Here is an 18,917-nt window from a genome sequence, read left to right as displayed (position 1 = left end):
TCGCCCTGCTGCAATCGGCAGGGTATTTGGGTGAGGAAAAACATTACGGTCAGCGGAGTGTTGAGGTGCGGTACATATCGCTTGAGGTGTTTGTGCGCTCCTGAGTCTTGACAGATCACCTGCAAAACAGCACTTAATCGGCAAGTTTTCGGTTGCTGTGCAACCCGATTTCACGCTGTTGCCCGTATTCAATAATAAAAGTGGAGCTTCAGATGCCTGTATCGCCCGAAATGGCTGTCAACCCGGACACCCCAGCACTGAGTTTCGCGGAACTTGTGCAGTTATTGACCCAGATCTTTTTGCGACATGGCACCTCGATCGAGGTCGCCGGGGTACTGGCCGAGAACTGTGCCGGCGCCGAGCGCGATGGCGCCCACAGTCATGGGGTGTTCCGGATTCCGGGCTATGTCTCGACGCTGAACAGCGGCTGGGTCAATGGCAAGGCGGTTCCGGTAGTCGAGGACGTGGCCTCGGGCTTTGTTCGAGTGGATGCCGACAACGGCTTTGCCCAACCGGCGTTGGCCGCAGGTCGCGCGTTGCTGGTCGAGAAAGCCCGCAGCGCCGGGATCGCGGTCATGGCGATCCGTAATTCCCACCATTTCGCCGCACTTTGGCCGGATGTCGAGCCCTTTGCCTATGAAGGCCTGGTGGCGCTGAGTGTGGTCAACAGCATGACCTGCGTGGTGCCGCACGGCGCCGATCGCCCGTTGTTTGGCACGAACCCGATTGCCTTCGCCGCGCCACGCGCGGGGGCCGACCCGATAGTGTTTGACCTGGCCACCAGCGCCATCGCCCATGGCGACGTGCAGATTGCCGCGCGCAAGGGTGAGCGTTTGCCGCCCGGTATGGGCGTAGACAGCCTGGGCCAGCCAACGCAGGACCCGAAAGCCATTCTGGAGGGCGGTGCATTGCTGCCATTCGGCGGGCACAAGGGGTCGGCGTTGTCGATGATGGTCGAACTGCTGGCGGCGGCTTTGACCGGTGGCAACTTCTCGTTCGAGTTCGACTGGTCCAATCATCCGGGAGCGAAAACCCCGTGGACCGGCCAGTTACTGATCGTGATCGATCCGAGCAAAGCCGCCGGGCAGAGTTTCGCCGAACGCAGTCAGGAACTGGTCAGGCAGATGCATGCTGTGGGGCTGCGGCGTTTGCCGGGTGACCGACGTCATCGCGAGCGGGCCAAGGCGCTGGCTGGGGGCATCACGCTCGATGCGCAAACCCTGGCGCAATTGCGCGAACTGGCGGGTAATTGAGGTGAAAAGGCGAGCCATGACGTAATGCCGGTTTAGTTAAGCGAATACAAGCTCCGAAACAGCAACGATCGAATGTGGGAGCGAGCTTGCTCGCGATTGCGATATGACAGTAAACATTGATGTCGAATGTAAAGCCGTCATCGCGAGCAAGCTCGCTCCCACACTGGACTTGCTTCTTAAGCCCATGGGCTCGCTTTTGATTCTTCAGCGACGCCCCAGCAGCAACCCCACCACCAGACCAAAACCGGCCGAGATCGCTACGGTTTGCCAAGGATGACCACCGATGTAGGTTTCGGTCGCCTCGATCACGGGTTGGGTCCGCTCACGCACACTGGAGACAGAATCGCGTGCCTGCCGCAGTTTCAGCGCGACTTGTTCGCGCAGGTTTTCAGCTTCCTCACCGACCAGTGAGGCACTGCTTTTGAGCAGTTTCTCCGACTCTTCGATCAGCGCTTGCAGCTCGCTGAAGACCTGATCCTTGATTTGCTCGTCATTTGCGTGCACCGGGGTTTTTCGGGCCATCAGGTGACTCCTTGCTGGTTTTGGGACAGTGATCAATTGAGTGTAGGCGCGGCGGAAAAGTTGCAGTTTTTTTGCCCTGAAACTCAACGCAAATGGAAAATCCGCCCCCGGAAATTTCTGCCTACAGTGTAAGATGGCGCCTATTTTATGCAGCAGGTAACTCCCATGAGCTTCAATCTGGCCGACAAGCCCCTTGCCGAGCGCGCTGCGCTTGAAGATGAAAAGTCCCGTCTGTTCGACCTCTGGCAGAGCAACCTGGGCAAATCCAAAGGCGAAGCGGCACGCTTGTTCGGCGAGCGCTCCAAGCGCAAAGGCAAATGGGCCGAATGGGTGCGCTCCGAGCTGGATGCCATGTCACCGCCGGAATACGCCAACATGGTCCGCAGCGAAGTCAATCGCTTGATGGCCGCCAAGTAGGAGCTGCCGCAGGCTGCGATCTTTTGATCTTGCTCTTTGGCATTCTTCAGCACCGTCAAAAGATCGCAGGCTGCGCCAGCTCCTACGGGATCGCGTCCCCATGTAGGAGCTGCCGAAGGCTGCGATCTTTGTGGCGGATGAGGCATCGACAAAATCAAGATCAAAAGATCGCGGGCAGTGCTTTTAAAAAGCTGGCCACAATCGCTTCACGAACCTTCAGCAACAGCGGGTCGAGTTGGCTGTTGGTCCGCCAGCCCAGTTCAATCGGATAACGCGGCAGGCTCAGCGGGCAGGGCAGCACTGTCAGCCCGCTGAGTGCGGCGATGCTCTGCGCCGCATGGGCCGGGATGGTTGCCACGGCCTGGCTGCCCTTGAGCAAGAACGGCAACGCGGCAAAATGCGTGGTTGACGCGCACACTCGCCGACTCAATCCCAGGCCCGCCAAACCCTCATCGGTAATGCCGATAAACCCTCCAGACGACACCAGAATGTGCTCACGAGCGACATACTCGTCGAGGCCTATTTCCTGTTGCCCGTCGGCCAGGCTGTCGGGGTCGACCAGACACTGATAGCTGCCTTCACCCAACACCTGACGGCTGAGCAAGCGCTCGGCAAAACCGCCTGCGGTAATCGCCAGGTCAACGCTGCGCTCCAACAAGGCGTGAGCCACGATCTGGCTGTGGGTCTGGCGAAAGATCAACCGCAGCTTTGGCGCTCGACGCTCGATTTCCTCGATCAATCGCCGGCCATAGGCGATCTCGAAATCATCCGACAAACCCACAATCACTGAACGACCTTCGTACTGGTTGGCCGCAGGGTCGATCATCGCCAGGCTTTGTCGGCACTTGTTCAGCGCATCGCTGATCACCGGTTTCAATTGATTGGCGCGTAACGTCGGCGCCAAACCACGGCCGGTGCGCACGAACAATTGATCGGCGTACACATCGCGCAGCCTGCGTAATGCCGCACTCACGGCGGACTGCGTAACCCCTAAACGCAGCGCGGCGCGGCTGGCGCTGGACTCGTCGTGCAGCGCTTCGAAGACTTTGAGCAAGTTGAGGTCAATGTCGGCGATATTCATTTGGCTCATATCTTTCAGCAGTGAATTGGGCTTTATTCATGATCGGCGGTGGCCGGAGAATGAGCAATACCTCAATACTCAGGGAGTTACCGCGATGCCAAAGTCCATTGTTGCTGCACTGCAAATCGGTTCGTTGCCAGGCGGCAAGGGCGAGACCCTGGAACAGATACTTTCTTATGAACAGGCGATCATCGAGTCCGGTGCCAGGCTGGTGGTCATGCCCGAGGCGTTACTCGGCGGTTACCCCAAAGGCGAAGGCTTCGGCACGCAGTTGGGCTACCGATTGCCGGAAGGTCGTGAGGCGTTTGCACGCTATTTTGCCAATGCCATCAAGGTACCGGGCGCTGAAACCGAAGCCTTGGCGGGATTGTCTGCGCGTACCGGTGCGAATCTGGTGCTGGGCGTGATCGAGCGTTCAGGCAGCACCTTGTACTGCACCGCGTTGTACTTCGAACCGCAAACCGGCTTTGTGGCCAAGCACCGCAAACTGATGCCCACCGGCACCGAGCGGTTGATCTGGGGTAAGGGCGACGGCTCGACACTGCCCGTGATCGACAGCCAGGTCGGGCGCATTGGTGCCGCCGTGTGCTGGGAAAACATGATGCCGCTGCTGCGCACGGCGATGTACGCCAAGGGCGTGGAAGTCTGGTGCGCGCCAACGGTCGACGAGCGCGAAATGTGGCAGGTCAGCATGCGCCACATTGCCCACGAAGGACGTTGCTTCGTGGTCAGCGCCTGTCAGGTCCAGCCATCACCGCAAGCCTTGGGAGTGGAGATTGCCAACTGGTCGGCCGAGCGCCCGCTGATTGCCGGCGGCAGTGTGATCATCGGCCCGATGGGCGACGTGCTGGCCGGGCCGCTGTTGGGCGGCGCAGGCTTGCTGACGGCCGAAATCGACACCGACGAACTGGTGCGTGCGCGCTACGACTACGACGTGGTCGGGCACTACGCGCGCCCGGATGTGTTCGAGCTGACCGTGGATGAACGGGCCAAACCCGGTGTGCGGTTTATCTGAGGCGCTGTGCTCTGCGGCTGATTTACCAGATGCCTGCTGTCGAGCCCGGCAGGTTGAGTGTGCCTTTATCGACAAAGCGCAGGGTGCCTAACGCCCCGCCAGACAGCTTGCCGCGTAACACGTAAGGCAGGTTGTTGAGGGATTGCGTCTGGCTCAGGCCAAGGGTTTGGCGCAGCACGGAGAACGCTGAAATACTCACGGGTACGGTGAGGATCGCTTCCGAGTAACGCGGGATCGTTCCCGCTTGATCGCTCACGCCAGTGGCGAGGGGTTGACCATTGACCTCCAGACTCAGGGCTACGCCGTTGTAGTTGATGGGCGTTTCGTTGGGGTTTTGCAGGCGCAGCTTCACCGCAAAGCGCACTTCCAGGTCCTGGTTTTGCAACGGTTCGATGCCGACCACGTTGACGTTCAGCGGGTCGCGATTGGGAAACAGGGCGCAGGCGCTCAAGCTGAGCAACAGCAGGGAAAGGCTTAAAGCGAGGAATCTGCGCATGAACGAGCTCTCGATAAAATAAGGGTCGAAGCGCTGGCGGCTCGACCCTCGAGCAGCGTTAGCGGTTCACCTGTGCGACCACGGAAGGCTTGAGTGGTTCGCCGTGTGGCGTGACATCCGGGTTCTCCATGACCGTGAGGATCGAAGCTTCCGGATCGAAATCGTCTTCTTCCAGCTCGATGAATTCTTCGGGCAGAAAGATATTCAGCACGATAGCGCACAACGCACCGACGGTGATCGGCGACTCGAAGATGTTGTGCAGCGCCTTGGGTAATTCGCGCAGCACTTCCGGTACGGCGGCGACGCCCAGCCCCATGCCCAGCGAAATGGCGACGATCAGCATGTTGCGCCGATGCAGACCGGCCTCGGCGAGGATCTTGATCCCGGCCACTGCCACAGTGCCGAACATCACCAGCTCTGCGCCGCCAAGCACCGGTTTGGGCATCAGTTGCAGCACGGCGCCAATCATCGGGAACAGCCCCAGCAACACCAGCAGCCCGGCGATGAAGAACGCGACGTAGCGGCTGGCCACGCCGGTCAGTTGGATCACCCCGTTGTTCTGCGCGAAGGTGACCATCGGCATGCTGTTGAAGACCGCCGCCATCGCCGAGTTGAGGCCGTCGGCGAGCAAACCGGACTTGATCCGCCGAATGTAAATCGGGCCTTTGACCGGTTGCTGGGAAATCATCGAATTAGCGGTCAGGTCACCGGCCGCTTCGAGCGGCGAGACCAGGAAAATCACCGCCACCGGAACGAACGCCACCCAGTCGAAGTTGAAGCCGTACTTGAACGGCACCGGCACGCTCATCAGCGGCACGGCGGCCATATTGGCGAAATCGACGTCACCCATCAGCCACGCGACCACGTAACCGAGGGTCAGGCCAATGACGATGGCACCGAGGCGCAAGAAGGGTACGTCGACCCGGTTGAGCACCACGATGGTACCCAGCACCAGTGCAGCCAGGGCCAAGTGACTTGCTGCGCCCAGATCCGCAGCGCCAAAACCGCCGGCGATGTCGGTCATGGCGACCTTGACCAACGACAAGCCCATCAGGGTGATGATGGTGCCGGTCACCACCGGGGTGATCAGCATCCGCAACTTGCCAATGAACTGGCTCAGCACCACTTCGATAAACGCGGCAAAGAAGCACACGCCGAAGATCGTCGAGAGGATTTCATCGGTGCCTCCGCCACGCGCCTTGACCATGAATCCGGCGCTGAGAATCACGCTGATAAACGAGAAACTGGTGCCTTGCAGGCACAGCAGACCGGAGCCGATCGGGCCGAAGCGTCGCGCCTGGACGAAGGTGCCCAGGCCGGAAACGAACAGCGCCATGCTGATCAGGTAGGGGATTTCGCTTTGCAGACCCAGGGCGCTGCCCATGATCAGGGTGGGCGTGATGATCCCGACGAAGCTCGCCAGCACATGTTGCAGCGCGGCGAAGACGGTCGCGGTGAAGTGTGGGCGATCGTAGAGGCCGTAGATCAGGTCGGAACGAAGCGCAGTTTTCGAGTGGTCAGATGAGGTCACGGGGAGGGTGCCAATAAGGCCAGGTCAGAAAATGGAGGCGCAGGATGCCAGCCGCGGGCATCGAGGGCAACGCGCGGAAACGACAAACCCGCCAGCCTTTTGAAAAGGTGGCGGGTTTTGTGTGGTCTGCGCGCACAGTTCAAGGGCTGGCGAGGGGGCTTGCGCTAATGCCAGTCAGTTAAGCGAGCACAAAGTTCGAAGCAGCAAAGATCAAATGTGGGAGCGAGCTTGCTCGCGATAGCGGTGTGACAGTAACCATTGATGCCGAATGTAAAACCGTCATCGCGAGCAAGCTCGCTCCCACAAGAGCTCCACAGTGTTGGCCGTTATTCCGGTGAGTCAGGTGGATCGAGGTGATCCAGTGCGCGATTCACCGTCAGTTCGGCCAGGGAAATCATCTGCTGAATCGCTAGCGCGGTATTGCGCTTGGGACCTTCGAGGTCGAACGCCAGGTCACTGGCCATGACGTTGGCCGAGGCGAGGGTTTCGCAGGCATGGGCGAGCAGGGTTTCGCTGTCGACGTCGGGGGCGATGACGAAAATGCAGCCGGGGCGTCGGTCGGCTAACAGTGCCTTGGTTTCGGGCAGCACCAGGTAATGATCGAGCGCACGGTGCGCGGCGGCGTGGAGTTCTTTCGAGTCGAGGGAGGCGTAGGGGGAAACCGGATCGGTTTCGGGGGGATTGGGCGTGGCTTTGAACATGGTGAAACTCCTAAGTCTAAGTCGAGGGGAGTCGCACCCATTGCTACCAAACAAATAGGGTGGCGACTGAACACAGGTTGGTAGACCGGGACTAAGGCAACCGGCGTGCCCGAAGGCACCCTGCGCACAGCCGCCATAACAAACAACAGGCAAAATGAAACCGCCCACTGAGTGGAAATGTCGGCGCTGTGCGCCTTAGCCGAACTCGGGCTACCAAACCCGATCGCTGATAATCAGCGACACGGAAACGATAGAGGTGAGGGCCAAAGCGCACAAGCCGGCGGATTCTGGCGCAGGTGTAGGCCGTGACGCAAGGTGTTGTAGCCCGCGACTGAGGTTACGTAGGCAAGCATAAACACCCGCAGCAGCTGCCGAGCCCGCGAGGCTGCGTTCGAGGACGAAGTCCTCGCCAATCCTGCATACGCGGTTCACCTGAAAGAACGTGTTGCCTGATTTTACGACTGCTTCGCCCGAGCGCGGACCGAGCCGAACGCAGCCTCGCGGGCTCGGCAGCTGCTACGAGTGCGGGTGCGGCTCTCCAACGTATTTGACGGGGGGCGTTACGGCGTGTGTGCAAACGCCGTCAGCAAATCCTCTTCAAACGCCAACTGTGCATCGCCCGGCACTTGTGCACGGTGTCGGGCCAGGTGGAAGGTTACGTCAAAACTCAACTCTGGCTGGCCCACCGCTTTGAGCAAGCCTTTGTCTTCCCACGAGCGGGCGAAATGATCGGGCAGGTAGCCGACATGCTTGCCGGAAAGAATGAAGGCTAGGGTGCCTTCGACCTGTTCCGAGCGCGCCGAGCTGAGTGTGCTGTGCAGCGGCTCGTCACTGCGCAGGAAACGATAGGGGTGATCGACCCGGTCCGTGTTACGCAATGCCTCCTCATCCGGGGCGTCGTTGCTGAACAACGGATGCCCGGCTGCGCAATACAAATGCTGGGTTTCGCTGAACATCGGGCGGTAGTCGAAGGCGCTTTGCACCTGGGAGAAGTAGCCGACCGCCAGGTCCAGCCGTTGTTGGAGTAACAGCCGTTCCATTTCCGCTGGCATCGCGCTGATCAGCTCGATACGCACTGATTCATCCCGTTCACGAAAGCGTCGAATCGCCTCGGCAACCTGTTGCAACACGGACTGATCGAGGGCTTCGGACAGTCCCAGGCGCACCTCGCCGATCAATCGCCCGGCCACACCGTTGGATTGATGGCGGAACGCTTCGATGGACTCGAACAGCCCGCGAGTCGCCAGCAAAAGCTGCTCGCCCTTGGGTGTCAGCTTGAATCCACCTTTGCCGCGACTGCACAGCCGATAGCTGAGGCGGGTTTCCAGCTTGGCCATTTGCTGGCTGATGCTCGACTGGCTCAGGCCAAGCTCGCCTTGGGCCGCGCTGAAGCCGCCGCATTCAACGACGCTGACGAACAGGCGCAGCAGGTGCAGGTCCAGATCATGCAGTTGACCGAGCATCAAACATTACTCACGGTTAAAGTCAGGATAATAAACTTAATATTTTTACAATGTATCTTCCGCTGCAAGCTGCAAGCACTTCAATCGCTCAGGTGCTTGTCATGGTTACGGCTCTCAGGTTTGCGTTTCCCGCGTTAGTGTTGGCTACGGCCATGTCGGCGCAGGCCGAAGAAAAGGTCATCAATCTTTACAGCTGGGCTGACTATGTGGCGCCCGAAACCCTGCAGCGCTTCGAGCAGGAAACCGGCATCCATGTGCGCTACGACACCTTCGACACGCCGGAGGTGCTGGAAACCAAGTTGCTCACCGGCGGCAGTGGTTATGACGTGGTAGTGCCATCTTCCAGCGTGTTGGCTCGTGGGCTGGCGGCCGGGGCGTTGAAGGAAATTCCCCACGACCAGCTCAAGGGTTACGCCAACCTCGATCCTGACCTGTTGGGCAAACTCGCGGCGGTCGACCCCGGCAACCGCTACGGCGTGCCGTATACCTGGGGCACTCTAGGGCTGGGAATGAACGTCGAGGCGGTGGAGAAACGCTTGCCGGGTGTGCCGCTCAACAACCTGGATCTGTTGTTCAAGCCCGAATACGCCAGCAAGCTGAAGGATTGTGGCATCGCAATTCTCGATTCGCCGCAGGAGGTGATCGGTCTGGCGCTGCATTACCTCGGTAAAGATCCCTACAGCACTGACAAGAATGATCTGGCGGCTGCCGAAGCCTTGTTGCATCAGTTGCAGCCTTCAGTGCTGTACGTCGCCACCGGCCGGCAGATCAACGATTTGGCCAACGGCAGCGTTTGCCTCGCGCTGACCTACAACGGCGACGCCAGCATGGCCGCCGATCAGGCCCGCAAGGCCAACAAAACCTTCGAAGTCGCCTATCGGATTCCTACACAAGGCACGCTGGTCTGGCAGGACAACCTGGCGATTCCCAAGGACGCGCCACACCCGGAAGCCGCCCGGGCCTTTATCGAATTCATGCTGCGCCCCGAATCCGTCGCGGCGCTGACCAACACGCTGTTTTTCGCTACCGCCAACCAGGCCGCCACGCCCTTGGTCGATGCTGCCGTACGCAACGATCCGGACATCTATCCGCCCGCCGATGTGCGTGGCCGGTTGTATGCCGACCGCAGCATGAGCCTCAAGGACATGCGTCAGCGCACCCATCTCTGGACCACTTTCCGTACCCGTCAATAACAAGGAACACCTCATGGAAATCGCCGATCAGAACGACCAGGCCATGACCCGCGACAGTCTTTACGGGACTGCCGCCGAAAGCACCTACGCCGGTATCACCAGTTTCATGCGGCGCCGTTACAGCCGAGATCTGCGCGGTGTGGATGTGGTGGTCAGCGGTGTGCCGTTCGACACCGCCACCAGCAACCGCCCCGGCGCACGTTTCGGGCCACGCGGGATTCGCGCCGCGTCGACCGGCATTGCCTGGGAGCGTCACTGGCCCTGGACGTTTGACCCGTTCGATCATCTGGCGGTGATTGACTATGGCGATTGCGCCTTCGACGCCGGCACGCCGCAGTCGGTACCGGACAGCATCGAAGCCCACGCCGAAAAAATCCTCACGGCTGGCTGCGCGATGCTGACCTTCGGCGGCGACCATTTCATCAGTTATCCGCTGCTCAAGGCCCATGCCCGCAAGCACGGCGCCTTGTCGCTGATTCATTTTGATGCGCACAGCGACACCTGGCCGGACGAAGACGGCAAGCGCATCGACCATGGCACGATGTTCTGGCACGCAGCCAAAGAAGGCCTGGTCGATCCATCGCGTTCGGTGCAGATCGGTTTGCGCACCACCAACAATGATCATCAGGGTTTTGAAGTGCTGGACGCACGGCAAGTGCATCGGCGCGGCTGCGACGCGATCATTGAGGCGATTCGCGCCCGGGTCGGCGATAACCCGGTGTACCTGACCTTTGACATCGACTGCCTGGATCCGGCCTTTGCGCCAGGCACTGGCACTCCGGTGTGCGGAGGCTTGAGCACGGTGCAAGCGCTGGAAATTCTCGGCGGGCTGCGCGGGATCAATGTGGTGGGCATGGACGTGGTGGAAGTCGCGCCGGCATACGACAGCGCGGAAATCACCTCACTGGCGGCAGCGACGCTGGCGATGGAGATGCTGTGTTTGTACGCGGCTAAACATAAGGTCGATCAATAACCCTGTGGGAGCGAGCCTGCTCGCGATGACGGTTTTACATTCGGCATCAATGTTTACTGTCACACCGCTATCGCGAGCAGGCTCGCTCCCACAGGGGGCTTTTTTGCTGCTGACAGTTTCTGACAGTGGCCTCTGCTAAGCTTCGTCGACCTTCATTCCTCAGAGCATGCTGATCGTGTCGCGTACCAGTCGTTTGTTGACCTTGTTGCAAGTGCTGCGCGGTAAAAGTCGTCCGGTGACGGCGGCGACATTGGCCAGCGAACTGGAAATCTCCGAGCGCACGCTGTACCGCGATATCGCCGAACTGACGGCCCTCGGCGCGCCGATCTTTGGCGAAGCGGGCATCGGTTATGTGCTGCGCAGCGGTTTGTTTCTGCCACCACTGATGCTCAATGCCGACGAGACCGAAGCGGTGGTGCTGGGTTTGCGTTATGTCGATCAGCGTGGCGATGAGGTGTTGAGCAAAGCCGCCGCCGATGCGTTGGCGAAGATTGCCGCCGTGTTGGCGCCGGACGCCCAGGAGGCCTTGCGCAATCCGACGGTCTTGCCGGGGCCGCCGGGCTATGGCTATCCGCAAAATGCTGTGGAATTGAACGTGTTCCGCCAGGCGATTCGTGCGCAGGCCAAGTTGCATATCGATTACGCGGACGTGAACAAAACCCCTAGCCAGCGGCTGATCTGGCCGTTGGCGCTGGGTTTTATGAATGAGGCCCGCGTGATTGTTGCCTGGTGCGAGTTGCGCGAGGCTTTTCGAACCTTTCGTACCGACCGGATTGCCGCCGCCCGAGAGCTGGGTGAACGCTATCCGGGGCGTCGCAGTGACCTGTTGCGGGCCTGGCGCAAGGCGATGCAACTGGATGAAGCGGGGCGTTTCACTCCTGACAAGAATTGACACAGCACTGCTTTAAAATGGCTCCAGAATCAACCAACAAGGAGCCGCACCATGTCGAACCCAGCCGTTTCACTCGCACCTGCCATTGCCGCCTATATCGCTGCCGCCAATGCCCGTGACAGCTCGACGGTCGCCAGTTTTTTCGCCGAGGATGCCAACGTTTTCGATGAAGGCGCCCATCAGGTCGGCACCCACGCCATCGCGCAATGGATGGAAGACACCGCTCGACGTTACCAGCCTCGGGTCGAAGTACTGGACGTGCAGCAGCGCACCGGCAAAGTGCTGGTCAGCAACCTGATTTCCGGCACGTTCCCCGGCAGCCCGCTGGAGTTGCGCTATGTGTTCCGCCTGAACGAGCAAGGCAAAATCGCCCGACTCGATATCTCGCTCTAGGCCCCTGTAGCAGCTGGCGAAGCCTGCGTTTGAGCGCGTAGCGGTCGTAAATGCTGACGACTCGGTGAGCCTGAAGCACCGCGTAGCCTGATTTTACGACTGCTGCGCAGCCGGACGTCGCCTGCGGCAACTGCTACGGGGTTGTGTGTGCCGGGAGTTCTGTAGCAGCTGGCGAAGCCTGCGTTCGAGCGCGTAGCGGTCGTAAATGCTGACGACTCGGTGAGCCTGAAGCACCGCGTTGCCTGATTTTACGACTGCTGCGCAGCCGGACGTCGCCTGCGGCAACTGCTACGGGGTTGTGTGCGCCGGGAGTTCTGTAGCAGCCTGCGTTCGAGCGCGTAGCGGTCGTAAATGCTGACGACTCGGTGAGCCTGAAGCACCGCGTAGCCTGATTTTACGACTGCTGCGCAGCCGGACGTCGCCTGCGGCAACTGCTACGGGGTTGTGTGCGCCGCGAGTTCCGTAGCAGCTGGCGCAGCCTGCGTTCGAGCGCGTAGCGGTCGTAAATGCTGACGACTCGGTGAGCCTGAAGCACCGCGTAGCCTGATTTTACGACTGCTGCGCAGCCGGACGTCGCCTGCGGCAACTGCTACGGGGTTGTGTGTGCCGGGAGTTCCGTAGCAGCTGGCGAAGCCTGCGTTTGAGCGCGTAGCGGTCGTAAATGCTGACGACTCGGTGAGCCTGAAGCACCGCGTAGCCTGATTTTACGACTGCTGCGCAGCCGGACGTCGCCTGCGGCAACTGCTACGGGGTTGTGTGCCGGGAGTTTTCGCGTGTCGTGGCATACTCCAGACTTTTGCGTTCGGACCAATGGCCGATATGACTTTCGATTCGCCCCTCAGCGCTTACCAGTACGCCCTCTCGCAAAAAGGCTTCGTGCCGGATGCCGCGCAAGAACATGCCGTTCTGGCGTTGCAGCAGTGCCACGAAGCCTTGCATCAGGGACGAACGCCGATCACCGGGGTTTATCTTTGGGGGCCGGTCGGGCGGGGCAAGACCTGGTTGATGGATCAGTTCTACCAAAGCCTGCGGGTTCCGGCGCGGCGTCAGCACTTTCATCATTTCATGGGCTGGGTGCACCAGCGCTCGTTTCAACTGACTGGCACTGCCGACCCGCTGCGAGCGCTGGCCCGTGAGCTGGCCCGGGACGTGCGGGTGTTGTGTTTTGACGAGTTGTTCGTGAACGACATCGGCGATGCGCTCATCCTCGGGCGGCTGTTCCAGGTGATGTTCGACGAAGGCGTGGTGATGGTCTGCACCTCCAATCAACCCCCGGATCAGCTGTACGCGGACGGTTTCAACCGTGATCGTTTTTTGCCGGGGATTGCCGCGATCAAAAGCCACATGCAGGTGGTGGCGGTGGACGGTGGTGAAGATCACCGATTGCATCCTGGCGCCGCTCTGCAACGGTATTGGGTCAGCGCACCTGGTCAGCCCAGCCCGATGAGTGAAGTGTTCAAGGAACTGACCGAAGGACAGCCAGTGTCCAGCGATCCCGTAACCATCGGCTATCGTTCGGTGATTGCGGTCAAGGCCAGTGAAACGGTGCTCTGGTGCCGTTACGCGGACCTGTGCGAGCAACCGTTCGCGGCGATGGATTTCATGGCGCTGTGCGATCGCTTCAGCGCTATTCTGCTGAGCGAAGTGCCCAATCTCAGTGCCCATCAGCGCCCCGGACGCATTGCCCGAGGCACCGAGGATGGCGCCGAGCGCGTCGATGCCGGTGACCGTGAACTGCCGCAATTGTCGGTACACGACGACAGCGTGCGGCGCTTTATCGCACTGGTCGACGAGTGCTACGACCGCAAAGTGCCGCTGTACCTCGAAGCGCAGGTGTCGATGGATGAGCTGTACACCGAGGGTTACCTGGAGTTCCCGTTTCGCCGGACCCACAGCCGGCTTAAAGAAATGCAGTTACAGCGCTTTGCCGAGGCTTGAAACCTTGTGCCGGGGGAGGCGGGATTAAAGGCAAAGGAGATAGGTGTAGGAGCTGGCGCAGCCTGCGATCTTTTGATCTTGATCTTCGGCATGGCGTAACACGGCCAAAAGATCGCAGCCTTCGGCGGCTCCTACGGGGGCGACGTACATCCATAAGTCCCGGGGTGTACGCGGTCGGCGGAGCTGCCGCAGGCTGCGATGTTCAACTTCGGGTTACCACAGCTTGACGCTATAACTGAGGACCAAGCGGTTTTCGTTGGTGTCGCGCTGGTAGTTGCTTTTGCTCATGCCGTTGCGCCAGCGGGCGCTGACGTTTTTCAGCGGGCCGCTCTGGATGGTGTAGCCCAGGTCGATGTCACGCTCCCATTCCCGGCCTTCACCGACAAATTTCCTGATCTGTGCCTGATCGCCCTTGGCGTAACGCGTGGAGAACAGCAGCCCCGGAATGCCCACCGTCGCGAAGTCGAAATCGTAGCGGGCGTGCCAGGCACGTTCCTTGGTTTGCGAGAAGTTGCTCAGTTGGTACTCGGTGAACAGGTAAGTGTTGCTGCCGTCGACGTAGGCAAACGGTGTTTCACCGTACTGCTGCTGGAAGCCGCCTCCGATGGCGTGCCCGGCAATCGCATACATGAAGCGGGTGCTCAAGGCGCGGTTATCGACGGTGCCGGCCAGACCAGCGCCGGCGGTGTCGGCGCTGAAGTAGCGGATATCGCTTTTCAGGGTGCCGCCGCCCAACGCCAGGCTGTGTTTGAGGCCGACGTAGTGCTGCTGATAAATGTCCTCAAGCTGCGCGTAGTAATAGCTGCCGGCAAGCGTTGGGTTGAACTGGTAATCCGCGCCGCCGAAACGGAACTCGTCGCTTTTTGCCGAACTCTTGTAAGCCCCGCTCTGACTGGTCAACCCCATTTTTTCGTAGTCGGTGGATTCCCGCTGTTTGACCTGATCGATCTGCCCGCCGCGTAACGTCAGGCCTTTGATGTCTTTGGAACTGAGCATGCCACCTTCGAAGGTCTGCGGCAGCACCCGGCTGGTGTTCGGTTGCAGCAAGGGCAGGTCGGGCAGCAGATGACCGAGGCGCAGTTCGCTCTTGGCAACACGGGCCTTGGCGGTCAGGCCAACCTTGGAATAACTGTCGTGGGCACGCCTGGCGTAGCTCGGCTTGCCCGGTTCGGCCTGGCTTTCTCGGGACAACAAACCGCTGCCGGAGCGATCCGGACTGGAGTCGAGCTTCAGCCCGAGCATGCCGAGCGCGTCCAGGCCAAAGCCGACCGTGCCTTCGGTGTAACCCGATTGCAGGTTCAGTAGAAACCCCTGGGCCCATTCGTCACGCTTGGACTGGCCATCGCCTTCGCGGTAGTCGCGGTTGAAGTAGTAGTTTTTCAGGTCCAGCGTGGCCTTGCTGTCCTTGAGGAATTCCGCTTCGGCGGCTATCGGCAGCAGGCTGGTGCCGCCGATCAAGGTCAAGTGCTGCATGAGTCGTGCGTTCATGGTGTTGGCTCCTGTGAGGGCTTTTGTTGTTTTTCTCGGGCATGGCTTCGCCAGGGGCGCATTCAGGGGTGTCTGAAGGCGCCAGAGGTGAAGTCAGTGATTAACTAAGGCGTGGGCTGCAGATTTTCGGGTGTTGGTCGGAGGCGGTAACCGCCGCCCGACAGTTGTTCCAGTGGGCTCGCGGCCGCCAGCAATTGGCGGGTGTAGGGATGCAATGGGTTGTCGAAGACCGCCTCACGGCTGCCAATTTCCACGATATGACCCTGGTGCATGACCGCCACCCGATGGGCGATGCGTTCGACGGCCGCCAGGTCATGAGAAATGAACAGGCAAGCAAAGCCGTACTGCGCCTGTAGGCGCTCGAACAGTTCGAGGATCTGCTTCTGGATGGTCATGTCCAGCGCCGAAATCGGTTCGTCGGCGATCACCAGTTGCGGGTGCCGCACCAGCGCTCGACCGATGGCCACCCGCTGGCGTTGTCCGCCCGACAATTGATGGGGAAAGCGCTCCATGAACGCTTCAGATAAGCCGATATCCACCAGCGTGGTGGCGACGCGCTGACGTTTTTGCTCTGCGCTCAGCTCCGGTAGATGACGCAGCGGTTCGGCGAGGGTTTCGCCAATGCGCATCCGCGGATCAAGGGATGAGTACGGGTCTTGAAAGATCATCTGGCATTGCAGCCGATGATCACGCTGACCCGCCTTGAGGATATCGACGCCCTTGAAGCGAATCTCGCCGGCACAAGGGTTGACCAGTCCCACCAGCGCACGACCCAGCGTGGTTTTGCCCGAGCCGCTGCCACCGACCAGCGCCAGGGTTTCACCGGGGGCGATGCACAGGTTGGCGTTGTGTACGGCGCGCTTGGGTTGCGATTTACCCCAGAACCGCGCATGCCCCGGATGCTCGATGCTCACGCCGGTGATTTCCACCAAGGGTTTGTCGGTCGCCAGCAACGCAGCCAATTCGCCGCGCTTGGGCAGCGCTTCGAGCAATTGGCGGGTGTAGGCGTGTTGCGGAGCCAACAGAATGTGATTGATCGAACCTTGCTCCACCGCCTGACCGTGGCGCATGACCACGACTTTGTGGGCATAACGTGCCACCAGCGACAAATCATGGCTGATGAACAGGATCGCCGTGCCTTGCTCGCGGGTCAGCTCCAGCATCAGTTCAATCACGTCCAGCTGCGCCAGGCAGTCGAGCGCGGTGGTGGGTTCGTCGGCAATCAGCAGCGCCGGACGCAGCAACATCACCGAGGCGAGCATGATCCGCTGGCGCATACCGCCGGAGAACTCATGGGGATAAGCGTTCAGGCAGCGCTCGGGATCGGCGATGCCGATGCGCGTGAGCATGTTCACGCAGCGTTGGCGAATCTGTGCCGTGTTCAGGTCGGTGTGCAGGCGCAGACCTTCGGCCATTTGCTCGCCGATGCGGATGGCCGGGTTGAGCGAGACCATCGGTTCCTGAAAGACCATGCCGATTCGCGCGCCGCGGATATCACGCAATTGCGCGCTATTGAGTTGATTGAGGTCCTGGCCTTCGAAGTGGATCGCGCCGCCACAGACCTCCATCGGCTGTGGCAGCAGGCCAATCGCTGCGCGAGCGGCCATGGTCTTGCCGCTCCCGGATTCGCCCACCAGCGCGACAATCTCGCCGGGCGCGACAGTGAAACTCAGATCATTGACCGCCAGCGGGCCTTCGGCGCCGGCGCGGATCAGCAGATGGTCGACTTCAAGCAACGGTTTTTGACTGGGCATGATCAACGGCTCATTCGCGGGTCGAGGCGGTCGCGCAGGGCGTCGCCGAACAGGTTGATGGCGACCAGCGCCAGGGCGATGAACAACCCCGGGAACAGGCCGAGCCAGGTAGCGTTGGCAATATACGGGCGGCTGGCGGCGAGCATGTTGCCCCAGGTCGCCGCAGGTGGCGGAACACCCAGGCCGAGGAAGCTCAAGGCGCTTTCCGACAGCAGCGTCCAGCCGAACATGCTGGTGGCAAGCACGCACAGCGGCGCGACGCAGTTGGGGGCGACGTGTCGGTACAGCGTGTAGATCTCCGAATTGCCGATCACTCGCGAGGCTTCAATGAACTCGCGTTCACGCAACGACAGCACACTGCCACGCACCACCCGAACCACCGACGGCGTGTAGGCGATGCTCAAGGCCAGGACGATGCCGTACTGGCTGGCACCGATGATCGCCATCAACCCCAGCGCCATCAGAATCCCGGGGAACGCCAGCAGTGCGTCGTTGATCATCATCAGGATGCGATCGGTCCAGCCTCGCAGGTAACCGGCGAGCATGCCGATCACACTGCCGAAAAACAGCGCCAGGCACACGGTCAGCAGGCTGATCCACAAACTGGTGCGTGCACCGATGATCAGCCGGCTGAGCACGTCACGACCAAACTCGTCGGTGCCCAGCCAATGCAGCGCCGAGGGCGCCTTGAGGCGTGACAGCAAGTCGATTTTCAGCGGATCGTAAGGTGTCCAGAACACACCGAGCAGGGCCATGCTGATTAACAACGCCAGCAGCGTGCCGCCAATCAAGGCGTTCGCCGGTGGCCAACGCAGCGGACGACGCGCAGGTGCAGGGCTCACGGAAGACAGGGAGACAGTCATAGCTTCACCCTTGGGTCAAAGAGTGGATAGAGCAGGTCGACCAACAGGTTGACCGCTACGTAGATGAAGGTGATCAACAGCAGGCAGCCTTGCAGCACGGGGTAGTCGCGAGCGTAGATGGCGTCGACCATCAAGCGGCCGATGCCGGGCAGGGTGAACACCGTTTCCAGTACCGCGATACCGCCCAGCAAATTGCCGAGGATCAAGCCGATCAAGGTCCAGGTCGGCGCGAAGGCATTCGGCAGCGCGTGACGCCACAGCACCGCGCGTTCCGATAAACCTTTGGCTCTGGCGTGGGCGATGTATTCCAGGCGCAGCACCTCGATGGTGCTGGCCCGGGCCATCCGGGTAATCGCCCCCAACTCCACCAGCGTCAGGGTGACAATCGGCAGTACCAGATAGGTCACCGCTTCACCGGGGTTCTGCGCGAACGGCACATAACCCACCACGGGCAGCCAGTTGAGCTTGATCCCGAACGCGTAGAGCAACAGCAAGCCGAGCCAGAAGCTGGGAATCGACAGCAGCAGGGTCGCGCCGGTGACCAACCCCAGGTCCAGCGCGCTGTCCTGTTTCCAGGCCGCGAACAGGCCTGCTGGAACGGCAATCAGCGCCGCCAGCAGGACCGCCACCAACACGATGCTGGCGCTGACCGAGAATCGGTCGAGGATCAGTTCCAGCACCGGTTGTTTGCTGGTGATCGACACACCGAGGTCACCGCTGAGTACCGACTGCAACCAATAGACGAACTGCACGCCAATCGAGTGATCCAGTCCCAGTGCTGCGCGGGTGCTGGCCAGGCTTTGCGGGTCGGCCATATCGCCGAGCATCAACAGCGCCGGGTCGCCGGGGATGAAGCGGATCAGCGCGAACACCACCACCGAAATCAGCAACAAGGTCGGCACCGACAATGCCAGGCGTTGAGCGATAAATCGCAACATGATCGA

At 60.6% G+C, this 18,917-nt stretch carries 18 protein-coding genes; 8 read left to right on the top strand and 10 right to left on the bottom strand.

Annotated features, from left to right (window positions below):
* The first annotated feature begins 212 nt into the window (after positions 1-212).
* Positions 213-1,253 (top strand): Ldh family oxidoreductase, encoded by a 1,041-nt coding sequence (locus BK659_RS09300; protein WP_123424765.1) that lies wholly within the window; start codon positions 213-215, stop codon positions 1,251-1,253.
* Between the two features lie 204 nt (positions 1,254-1,457).
* Here the strand turns inward: BK659_RS09300 and BK659_RS09290 are convergent, their stop codons facing one another.
* On the bottom strand, positions 1,458-1,775 hold the full coding sequence (locus BK659_RS09290) for an ElaB/YgaM/YqjD family protein (RefSeq protein WP_123424763.1): 318 nt from the start codon (positions 1,773-1,775) through the stop codon (positions 1,458-1,460).
* A gap of 165 nt (positions 1,776-1,940) precedes the next feature.
* On the opposite strand from BK659_RS09290, the gene BK659_RS09285 reads away from it, so the two are divergent.
* Positions 1,941-2,192, top strand: coding sequence for a hypothetical protein (locus tag BK659_RS09285; RefSeq protein WP_019690567.1), 252 nt, complete (start codon positions 1,941-1,943; stop codon positions 2,190-2,192).
* Between the two features lie 160 nt (positions 2,193-2,352).
* Here BK659_RS09285 and BK659_RS09280 read toward each other — a convergent pair whose 3' ends face one another.
* Positions 2,353-3,282 (bottom strand): LysR family transcriptional regulator, encoded by a 930-nt coding sequence (locus BK659_RS09280; protein WP_123424762.1) that lies wholly within the window; start codon positions 3,280-3,282, stop codon positions 2,353-2,355.
* A gap of 85 nt (positions 3,283-3,367) precedes the next feature.
* On the opposite strand from BK659_RS09280, the gene BK659_RS09275 reads away from it, so the two are divergent.
* Entirely contained in the window at positions 3,368-4,288 is a 921-nt protein-coding gene (locus BK659_RS09275) for a carbon-nitrogen hydrolase family protein (protein ID WP_123424761.1), read from the top strand.
* 22 nt (positions 4,289-4,310) lie between these two features.
* Here BK659_RS09275 and BK659_RS09270 read toward each other — a convergent pair whose 3' ends face one another.
* From BK659_RS09270 to BK659_RS09255, 4 genes are all read right to left on the bottom strand, one after another.
* Positions 4,311-4,784 carry an LEA/WHy family protein gene (locus BK659_RS09270; RefSeq protein ID WP_123424760.1) on the bottom strand — a complete coding sequence of 158 codons (474 nt, stop codon included), beginning with the start codon at positions 4,782-4,784 and terminating at the stop codon, positions 4,311-4,313.
* A 58-nt stretch (positions 4,785-4,842) separates the two neighbouring features.
* Positions 4,843-6,315: a nucleobase:cation symporter-2 family protein gene (locus BK659_RS09265; RefSeq protein WP_123424759.1), complete on the bottom strand. Its 1,473-nt coding sequence runs from the start codon at positions 6,313-6,315 to the stop codon at positions 4,843-4,845.
* 326 nt (positions 6,316-6,641) lie between these two features.
* Positions 6,642-7,016, bottom strand: a complete 375-nt coding sequence (locus BK659_RS09260; protein WP_123424758.1) for a DUF6124 family protein — start codon at positions 7,014-7,016, stop codon at positions 6,642-6,644.
* Between the two features lie 560 nt (positions 7,017-7,576).
* Positions 7,577-8,479 (bottom strand): LysR family transcriptional regulator, encoded by a 903-nt coding sequence (locus BK659_RS09255; RefSeq protein ID WP_123424757.1) that lies wholly within the window; start codon positions 8,477-8,479, stop codon positions 7,577-7,579.
* Between the two features lie 101 nt (positions 8,480-8,580).
* On the opposite strand from BK659_RS09255, the gene BK659_RS09250 reads away from it, so the two are divergent.
* The 5 genes from BK659_RS09250 (at position 8,581) to zapE (ending at position 13,868) form a co-directional block, all read left to right on the top strand.
* On the top strand, positions 8,581-9,672 hold the full coding sequence (locus BK659_RS09250; protein ID WP_123424911.1) for a polyamine ABC transporter substrate-binding protein: 1,092 nt from the start codon (positions 8,581-8,583) through the stop codon (positions 9,670-9,672).
* A 13-nt stretch (positions 9,673-9,685) separates the two neighbouring features.
* A complete protein-coding gene (gene speB, locus BK659_RS09245; RefSeq protein ID WP_123424756.1) occupies positions 9,686-10,645 on the top strand; it encodes an agmatinase in 960 nt (319 codons plus the stop codon).
* A 175-nt stretch (positions 10,646-10,820) separates the two neighbouring features.
* Entirely contained in the window at positions 10,821-11,537 is a 717-nt protein-coding gene (locus BK659_RS09240; RefSeq protein ID WP_123424910.1) for a helix-turn-helix transcriptional regulator, read from the top strand.
* A 51-nt stretch (positions 11,538-11,588) separates the two neighbouring features.
* Positions 11,589-11,930 carry a nuclear transport factor 2 family protein gene (locus BK659_RS09235; protein WP_123424755.1) on the top strand — a complete coding sequence of 114 codons (342 nt, stop codon included), beginning with the start codon at positions 11,589-11,591 and terminating at the stop codon, positions 11,928-11,930.
* A gap of 819 nt (positions 11,931-12,749) precedes the next feature.
* Positions 12,750-13,868 carry a cell division protein ZapE gene (gene zapE, locus BK659_RS09230; protein ID WP_123424909.1) on the top strand — a complete coding sequence of 373 codons (1,119 nt, stop codon included), beginning with the start codon at positions 12,750-12,752 and terminating at the stop codon, positions 13,866-13,868.
* Positions 13,869-14,081: 213 nt separating this feature from the next.
* On the opposite strand, the gene BK659_RS09225 is transcribed toward zapE, so the two are convergent.
* From BK659_RS09225 to BK659_RS09210, 4 genes are all read right to left on the bottom strand, one after another.
* Positions 14,082-15,356: an OprD family porin gene (locus BK659_RS09225; RefSeq protein ID WP_123424754.1), complete on the bottom strand. Its 1,275-nt coding sequence runs from the start codon at positions 15,354-15,356 to the stop codon at positions 14,082-14,084.
* Between the two features lie 104 nt (positions 15,357-15,460).
* Entirely contained in the window at positions 15,461-17,110 is a 1,650-nt protein-coding gene (locus BK659_RS09220; protein ID WP_123424753.1) for an ABC transporter ATP-binding protein, read from the bottom strand.
* A 2-nt stretch (positions 17,111-17,112) separates the two neighbouring features.
* Positions 17,113-17,973 carry an ABC transporter permease gene (locus BK659_RS09215; RefSeq protein WP_123424752.1) on the bottom strand — a complete coding sequence of 287 codons (861 nt, stop codon included), beginning with the start codon at positions 17,971-17,973 and terminating at the stop codon, positions 17,113-17,115.
* Positions 17,970-18,911 (bottom strand): ABC transporter permease, encoded by a 942-nt coding sequence (locus BK659_RS09210; RefSeq protein ID WP_123424751.1) that lies wholly within the window; start codon positions 18,909-18,911, stop codon positions 17,970-17,972. Before BK659_RS09210 ends, BK659_RS09215 begins: the two co-directional genes overlap by 4 nt.
* Positions 18,912-18,917 lie beyond the last annotated feature (6 nt).

It is taken from the genome of Pseudomonas brassicacearum, assembly GCF_003732225.1.
In the GTDB taxonomy this organism is placed as follows: Bacteria; Pseudomonadota; Gammaproteobacteria; order Pseudomonadales; family Pseudomonadaceae; genus Aquipseudomonas; species Aquipseudomonas brassicacearum_E.
Note: the sequence above shows the minus strand (reverse complement) of the source record. Positions and strands in the feature narration are given on the sequence as shown.

What these genes read in the sequence shown, in the direction of transcription:
- speB (WP_123424756.1), top strand. Translation starts at nt 9,686, where the DNA reads ATGGAAATCGCCGATCAGAACGACCAGGCCATGACCCGCGACAGTCTT.
- BK659_RS09275 (WP_123424761.1), top strand. Translation starts at nt 3,368, where the DNA reads ATGCCAAAGTCCATTGTTGCTGCACTGCAAATCGGTTCGTTGCCAGGC.
- BK659_RS09290 (WP_123424763.1), bottom strand. Translation starts at nt 1,775, where the DNA reads ATGGCCCGAAAAACCCCGGTGCACGCAAATGACGAGCAAATCAAGGAT.
- BK659_RS09260 (WP_123424758.1), bottom strand. Translation starts at nt 7,016, where the DNA reads ATGTTCAAAGCCACGCCCAATCCCCCCGAAACCGATCCGGTTTCCCCC.
- BK659_RS09210 (WP_123424751.1), bottom strand. Translation starts at nt 18,911, where the DNA reads ATGTTGCGATTTATCGCTCAACGCCTGGCATTGTCGGTGCCGACCTTG.
- BK659_RS09285 (WP_019690567.1), top strand. Translation starts at nt 1,941, where the DNA reads ATGAGCTTCAATCTGGCCGACAAGCCCCTTGCCGAGCGCGCTGCGCTT.
- BK659_RS09280 (WP_123424762.1), bottom strand. Translation starts at nt 3,282, where the DNA reads ATGAGCCAAATGAATATCGCCGACATTGACCTCAACTTGCTCAAAGTC.
- BK659_RS09225 (WP_123424754.1), bottom strand. Translation starts at nt 15,356, where the DNA reads ATGAACGCACGACTCATGCAGCACTTGACCTTGATCGGCGGCACCAGC.
- BK659_RS09250 (WP_123424911.1), top strand. Translation starts at nt 8,581, where the DNA reads ATGGTTACGGCTCTCAGGTTTGCGTTTCCCGCGTTAGTGTTGGCTACG.
- BK659_RS09270 (WP_123424760.1), bottom strand. Translation starts at nt 4,784, where the DNA reads ATGCGCAGATTCCTCGCTTTAAGCCTTTCCCTGCTGTTGCTCAGCTTG.
- BK659_RS09220 (WP_123424753.1), bottom strand. Translation starts at nt 17,110, where the DNA reads ATGCCCAGTCAAAAACCGTTGCTTGAAGTCGACCATCTGCTGATCCGC.
- BK659_RS09255 (WP_123424757.1), bottom strand. Translation starts at nt 8,479, where the DNA reads ATGCTCGGTCAACTGCATGATCTGGACCTGCACCTGCTGCGCCTGTTC.
- BK659_RS09215 (WP_123424752.1), bottom strand. Translation starts at nt 17,973, where the DNA reads ATGACTGTCTCCCTGTCTTCCGTGAGCCCTGCACCTGCGCGTCGTCCG.
- zapE (WP_123424909.1), top strand. Translation starts at nt 12,750, where the DNA reads ATGACTTTCGATTCGCCCCTCAGCGCTTACCAGTACGCCCTCTCGCAA.
- BK659_RS09300 (WP_123424765.1), top strand. Translation starts at nt 213, where the DNA reads ATGCCTGTATCGCCCGAAATGGCTGTCAACCCGGACACCCCAGCACTG.
- BK659_RS09235 (WP_123424755.1), top strand. Translation starts at nt 11,589, where the DNA reads ATGTCGAACCCAGCCGTTTCACTCGCACCTGCCATTGCCGCCTATATC.